This window comes from Bradyrhizobium sp., from assembly GCF_049798375.1.
Lineage (GTDB): Bacteria > Pseudomonadota > Alphaproteobacteria > Rhizobiales > Xanthobacteraceae > Bradyrhizobium.
Genome location: NZ_JBARGP010000431.1, coordinates 1 through 6,162, shown reverse-complemented (window position 1 = coordinate 6,162; position 6,162 = coordinate 1). Strand labels below are relative to the sequence as shown.

Below are 6,162 nucleotides of genomic sequence, written 5' to 3'. Positions count from 1 at the left end.
ATACTGGATCGCCCGCCTTCGGGGGCGATGACAGCTGTGATGATGTGATGGCGCGGCTTAAACCGCGCCCGCCTTCTGCGCGTAGTCCCAGGCCGTCTTGGTCATCGGCACCATGCGCTTGACCGATTCGATCGCCTTGTCGTTGGCGGCGGTGCCGTCGCGGATGCGGCCGATGATGCCCTGGAGAATGCCGGCCAGCCGGAACAAATTGTAGGCGAAGTACCAGTTGAGGTCGGGCAGCTTCATGCCGGTGACACCGCAATAGATCTGCGCCGCCTCCCCCATGGTCGGGATGTTCAGCGCCTTGTGGTCGATGCCGGCGAGGCCCGGCATGGTCCACTGCATCAATAGATAAGTGAAATCGGCCATGGGATCGCCGAGCGTCGACAGCTCCCAATCCAGTACCGCGATGACGCGCGGCTCGGTGGCATGGAAGATCATGTTGTCGAGGCGGTAGTCGCCATGCACGATCGAGACCCGCTCCTGCACCGGCAAGGTGCGCGGCAGCCACTCGATCAGCTTCTCCATCTCCGGCAGATGCTCGGTCTCGGAGGCGCGGTACTGCTTGGTCCAGCGGTCGACCTGGCGGGCGAAATAATTGCCTGGCTTGCCGAACTCGCCGAGGCCGATCGCCGCCGGCTCGTAGGCGTGCAGCTTCGCCAGCGTCTCGATCTTGCTCTGGAAGATGGCGCGGCGCTGCGAGGCCTCGACATGCGGCAGCGAGGGATCCCAGAAGACCCGGCCCTCCTCCATCGACATGATGTAGAAGGCGGCGCCGATCACGCTGTCATCGGTGCACAGCGCATAGGCGCGCGCGACCGGAAAGCCCTGCTTGCCGAGCGCCGCGATGACGCGGAATTCGCGATCCACCGCATGCGCCGACGGCAGCAATTTGCCGAACGGCTTGCGGCGCATCACGTAGGAACGCGTGGGGGTATTCAGACGGTAGGTCGGGTTGGACTGGCCGCCCTTGAACTGCAGCACGGTCAGCGGACCGGCGAATCCCTCGACATTCTCCGACATCCAGGCGGCGAGCTTGGCTTCGTCGACGCGATGGCGCTCCTCGACCGGCTTGGTGCCGGAAAAATCCTCGTCCTTCCGCACGGCATCCGCCACGATCAGGCTCCCTTAAGTCTGGTTGGCAAACGTAGGGTGGGCAAAGCCGCGATCACTGATCGCGCCGTGCCCACCGCCACACCATCGCATTGAGAAACGGTGGGCACGCCGCCGCCGGTACCCTTCGGCACCGGCGTTGCTTTGCCCACCCTACGACACTGTCAACTCAGTGGTTCTTGTTTGCATACTTCTTGACTTCGAGCCTGGCAATGGCGCGGTTGTGCACCTCGTCTGGACCGTCAGCCAAACGCAAGGTGCGGATGCCCGCATAATCCTTGGCGAGCCCGGCCTCATCGGACACGCCGGCGCCGCCGAAAGCCTGGATCGCCTCGTCGATGATCTTCAGCGCCATGTTCGGCGCCGCCACCTTGATCATGGCAATCTCGAGCTGTGCGGCCTTGTTGCCGACCCGGTCCATCATGTCCGCCGCCTTCAAGCAAAGCAGGCGCGTCATTTCGATGTTGGTGCGGGCCTCGCCGATGCGCTGCTCCCACACCGAATGCTCGATGATCTTCTTGCCGAACGCCTGACGCGACATCAGCCGCTTCACCATCTTCTCCAGCGACTCCTCGGCCTTGCCGATCGTGCGCATGCAGTGATGGATGCGGCCCGGACCGAGACGGCCCTGCGCGATTTCGAAGCCGCGGCCCTCGCCGAGCAGGATGTTCTCCTTCGGCACCCGGACGTTCTCGAGCAGCACCTGGGCGTGGCCGTGCGGCGCATCGTCGAAGCCGAACACCGGCAGCATCTTCTCGACCTTGATGCCGGGCGTGTCGAGCGGCACCAGGATCTGCGACTGCTGCTGATGCTTGGCCGCCGTGGGATCGGTCTTGCCCATCAGGATCGCGATTTTGCAGCGGGGATCGCCAACGCCCGACGACCACCATTTGCGTCCGTTGATGACGTAATGATCGCCGTCGCGCTCGATCCGGGTCTCGATGTTGGTGGCGTCCGAGGATGCGACCGCCGGCTCGGTCATCAGAAAGGCGGAGCGGATTTCGCCGTCCATCAGAGGGCGCAGCCATTTGCGCTTCTGATCCTTGCTGGCGTAGCGGATGAAGACTTCCATGTTGCCGGTATCCGGCGCCGAGCAGTTGAACACTTCCGATGCCCAGGAGATGTGGCCCATCTCCTCCGACAACAGCGCATATTCAAGATTCGTCAAGCCGGCGCCGCGGAACTCGTCGTCCTCGTGCTCGGACGGCGGCATGAACATGTTCCAGAGCCCTTCGGCCTTCGCCTTGGCCTTCAGCTCTTCCAGGATCGGAATCACTTTCCAGCGACCACCCTCGGCATCCTGCTGCTTGTAGATCGGAACCGCCGGGCGCACGTGCTTGGTCATGAAGCTGTGCACGCGCTCCTGCCATTCCTTCTGCTTCGGCGACAATGTGAAGTCCATGGGACGCTCCTCGGCTCTTATGAAATCGTTGGTCGCACTCTCCGCCCACGCGTCCCCTGCCGCAAGACACTTCTCTCGCAAGAGATTTTTCCGGCACGCGCGACGGCCCGGAAATGCCGCCGCACGAAATCCGCGGATTGACATTCACAGGTCATCAAACGATAGTTTCATACAGATGTTTGAAAATCAACCGCGTCGTGCCATCCTGGAATTGACGGAGAAACGATGCCGAGCGACCTGACCCGAAGCGCCATCCTCGCCGCCGCCGAGCGGCTCTATGCCGAGCGCGGCTTCTCCGACGTCACGCTGCGCGACATCGTCGCGGCGGCGAGCGTCAACCTCGCCGCGGTCAACTATCATTTCGGCTCCAAGGACGAGCTGATCGCGGAATTGTTCGTAACCCGCTCGATCGCGCTCAACCGCGAGCGCCTGCGCGAATTGCGCGCGGCCGAGGAGAAAGGCGGCGGCGCGGCCGATATCCACGCCATCCTGCGGGCGCTGGTCGCGCCGGTGATGCGCGACTGCCTGGGACCGGAGAACGAGCGCTCGACCGGGGCCCGCTTCATGATCCGCGCCTCGATCGAATCGGTGCCGCCCATCCGCCGCATCAAGAACCGCGAGATCGACCACTTACGTAAATTCGCCGCCGCGCTGAAGCGCGCCTTGCCCGGCTGCAGCGAGGTCGAGCTGTATTGGGGTTTGCATTTCGCGCTCGCGATGGCGCACCACACCATCCGCGACAGCGAGCGGCTGACAAAACTGTCGGACGGCCAATGCGACCTCGACGACGTCGCCGGCGTGATCGAGCGGGTGGTGTCGGTCGCAGCCATGGGGCTCGCAGCGCCGCCGGCGGCCGCAAAGGCACCGCCGGCCCGGGCGCGGCAGCTGCAGTAACGCCGTCTCAGATCATCGCGATGCAGTCGATCTCGATGTCAAACGGTCCGGTCCATTCGGGGATGCAGACGAAGATCCGCGCCGGCGGATTGTCGGGGAAATAGCGGGTATAGACCGCATTGACGGCGGCGAAATGCTTCGCCGAGGTGCAGAACAGGTTGCACTTCATCACGTTGTCGAGCGACGCGCCGGCCGCCTCCAGGCACAACTTCATCTGCGCCAGCACGCGCTCGGTCTGTACCTCGATCGGCGCGTTCCCGAGTTCGCCGGTCTCGGGATCGAAGGGCGGCAGGCCCGACACGAACACCATGTTGCCGGCGCGCGTCACCGGCGCCACCGGCAATTTGCTCCAACGTCGGAGAAAGGACGTGATCGGCTCGACCTGGATCACTTCGCGCTTCATCTGTCATCTCCACCAATGGAGGTGACAGCCTAGCGGCATCTCACGTACCACGCTTCGAAACAGGTCGAATAATGCTTGCAGCGCGCTCAGATCGCGCCGCGCTCCCGCAGGCCCGCGATCTTGGCCTCGTCATAGCCGAGCCCGCCCAGCACTTCCCTGGTGTGCTCGCCGAGCAGCGGCGGCGCGCGATAGTCCTTTACCGGCGTCTCCGAGAAGGTCAGCGCGTTGCGGATCAGCGACAGCTGCGGCTCGAACGGATGCTCGGTCTTCACCTCCATGCCGCGCGACTTCACCTGCGGATCGGCGAAGACATGGGCAAAATCGTTGACCGGGCCGCAGGGTACGCCGGCCTTCTCCAACTGCTCCAGCCAGTGCGTCACCGTGTTCTTCAGGAACAGCCCGGCAAAGATCGCCATGATCTCCTTGCCGTTGACGACGCGATCATTGTTCTTGAGAAACTTTGGATTGCTCGCGAGCTCCGGCGCCCCCAGCACCTCGCAGGTTCGCGCGAACTGGCCGTCATTGCCGACTACCAGCATCAGTTCGCCGTCCGCGCAGCGGAACATGCCGGCCGGCATGCCGCCATTGCCCCAGGTGCCGCGGCGCGGCGGCGTCGTGCCGTTGACGAGGTAGATCTGCGCCCAGTGCGACAGCGAGGCGATCACGGTGTCGAGCAGGCAGACGTCGACGTGCTGGCCGACGCCGGTGGTCTTGCGATGATAGAGCGCGGCGAGAATGCCGGTCGAGGTGTTCATGCCGGTCATGTAGTCGACGATCGACGGGCCGACCTTCATTGGCCCTGCCCCGGGCTCGCCGTCCATGTGGCCGGTGACGCTCATCAGCCCGCCCATGGCCTGGAAGATCGCGTCGTAGCCGGCGCGCGGCGCATAAGGCCCAGTCTGGCCGAAGCCGGTCACCGAGCAATAGATGATGCCGGGATTGACGGCGCGGATCGATTCATAGTCGAGGCCATAGCGCTTGAGGTCGCCAACCTTGTAATTCTCCATGAAGACATCGCAGTCTTTGGCGAGCGCGCGGATGATCTCCTGCCCTTCCTTGGAGGCGACGTTGACCGTGACCGACTTCTTGTTGCGGTTGGCGCAGAGATAGAAGGAATTGTTGTTGTTGGCCTTGCCCTCCGGATCGGTCAGGTAAGGCGGACCGAAAGCGCGGGCATCGTCGCCGGTTCCGGGACGCTCCACCTTGATCACCTCGGCGCCGAGATCGCCCAGCATCTGCGCCGACAAGGGACCGGCGAGCACGCGGGTCAGATCGAGAATCTTGATGCCAGAGAGCGGCAAAGCCGACATGAACCTTCCTCCGAAGCTTATTCCTTGTCGCGGGCCGATGACGCCGTCGCGAGATCTTGGTGATGAAGGCTTGCCGATACACCATTTTTCGGCCGCCAGCACTGCGCTTCCGGCATGCCGCCATCCCGTGTGCGGCGATGGTCACCGATGCGCAGACCGGCGGCGCGTCAGGACGACGCGGTGCGGAGCATGCCCCCCCGCTTGGATGCGTGCGTCAGCTCACAACACCGCGGCATCCGAAGGCTTCGCTTCCCTCGCCTGGGCGGCGAGCCGGATTGCCGCGTTGGCGGCGCCAAAGCCCTGATAGTTGCGGCGCTCGACGATCTCGAAGAAGAAGCGCTCCTCGAACACGTGGGTGTAGACCTGGAAGAATTCCCCGTCGCCTTCGCGGTCGTAGAGGATCCGGTTGGCGCGCAGGCTCGCCAACGTCGCGGGATCGAGGTCGTATTTGGCCTCGAGGTCATCATAGTAATTATCGGGGATGTCGAGGAACCCGGCGCCGCGGGCGCGCATTTCGGCCACAGTCGCGAAGATGTCGGTGCAGGCAAAGGCGATGTGCTGCACGCCGGAGCCGAAGAACTCGTTGATGAAGCGCGCCGACTGGGTCCGCGTCGCCGTCGAGCCGTTGAGGATGATTCGCAGGCTGCGGTCGGCGTTGATCAGGGCCTGGCTCGCCACCAGCCCCCTGATGTCGGCGATCTCGAGCTGCGGCAGCCGGATGAGATCGAGGATGCCGGTGTAGAACAGCAGCCACGACAGCATCTCCTCATGCGGCATCGACTGCGAGATGTGATCGATCGTGCTCAGGCGGTCGGCTCGGGAATCGCTGTCTGTCCCGACGAAATCGACGTCCCAGTTGCTGTCGCCGACATCGAGAAAATACAGCAGGCTGCCGCCGACGCCATGGATCGCTGGAATTTCCAGCTCGCCGGGGCCGACCGGCTGGTGGAAGGTCCTGGCCTTGAGCGCTTCCGCGCGCGCCATGACGCGGCCGGCATTGTCGACGTCGAGGCCGATGGCGCAGACGCCGGGGCCATGCG

At 64.0% G+C, this 6,162-nt stretch carries 6 protein-coding genes; 1 reads left to right on the top strand and 5 read right to left on the bottom strand.

The genetic code is table 11. From position 1 onward, the window contains the following. Positions 1-57: 57 nt before the first annotated feature. Positions 58-1,116 carry a phosphotransferase family protein gene (locus WA702_RS18095; RefSeq protein WP_425111906.1) on the bottom strand — a complete coding sequence of 353 codons (1,059 nt, stop codon included), beginning with the start codon at positions 1,114-1,116 and terminating at the stop codon, positions 58-60. Positions 1,117-1,282: 166 nt separating this feature from the next. Then, the gene (locus WA702_RS18090; protein ID WP_425111905.1) at positions 1,283-2,515 is read right to left on the bottom strand and encodes an acyl-CoA dehydrogenase family protein; all 1,233 of its coding nucleotides are present in this window, start codon (positions 2,513-2,515) and stop codon (positions 1,283-1,285) included. Between the two features lie 225 nt (positions 2,516-2,740). On the opposite strand from WA702_RS18090, the gene WA702_RS18085 reads away from it, so the two are divergent. Next, a complete protein-coding gene (locus WA702_RS18085) occupies positions 2,741-3,409 on the top strand; it encodes a TetR/AcrR family transcriptional regulator (protein ID WP_425111904.1) in 669 nt (222 codons plus the stop codon). 7 nt (positions 3,410-3,416) lie between these two features. On the opposite strand, the gene WA702_RS18080 is transcribed toward WA702_RS18085, so the two are convergent. The 3 genes from WA702_RS18080 to WA702_RS18070 form a co-directional block, all read right to left on the bottom strand. Then, positions 3,417-3,812: a RidA family protein gene (locus WA702_RS18080; protein ID WP_425111903.1), complete on the bottom strand. Its 396-nt coding sequence runs from the start codon at positions 3,810-3,812 to the stop codon at positions 3,417-3,419. A gap of 86 nt (positions 3,813-3,898) precedes the next feature. Further along, positions 3,899-5,122: a CaiB/BaiF CoA transferase family protein gene (locus WA702_RS18075; RefSeq protein WP_425111902.1), complete on the bottom strand. Its 1,224-nt coding sequence runs from the start codon at positions 5,120-5,122 to the stop codon at positions 3,899-3,901. A gap of 219 nt (positions 5,123-5,341) precedes the next feature. Beyond that, positions 5,342-6,162, bottom strand: an 821-nt coding sequence (locus WA702_RS18070; protein ID WP_425111901.1) for a 4-hydroxyphenylpyruvate dioxygenase family protein, incomplete at its 5' end; no start/stop codon positions are given.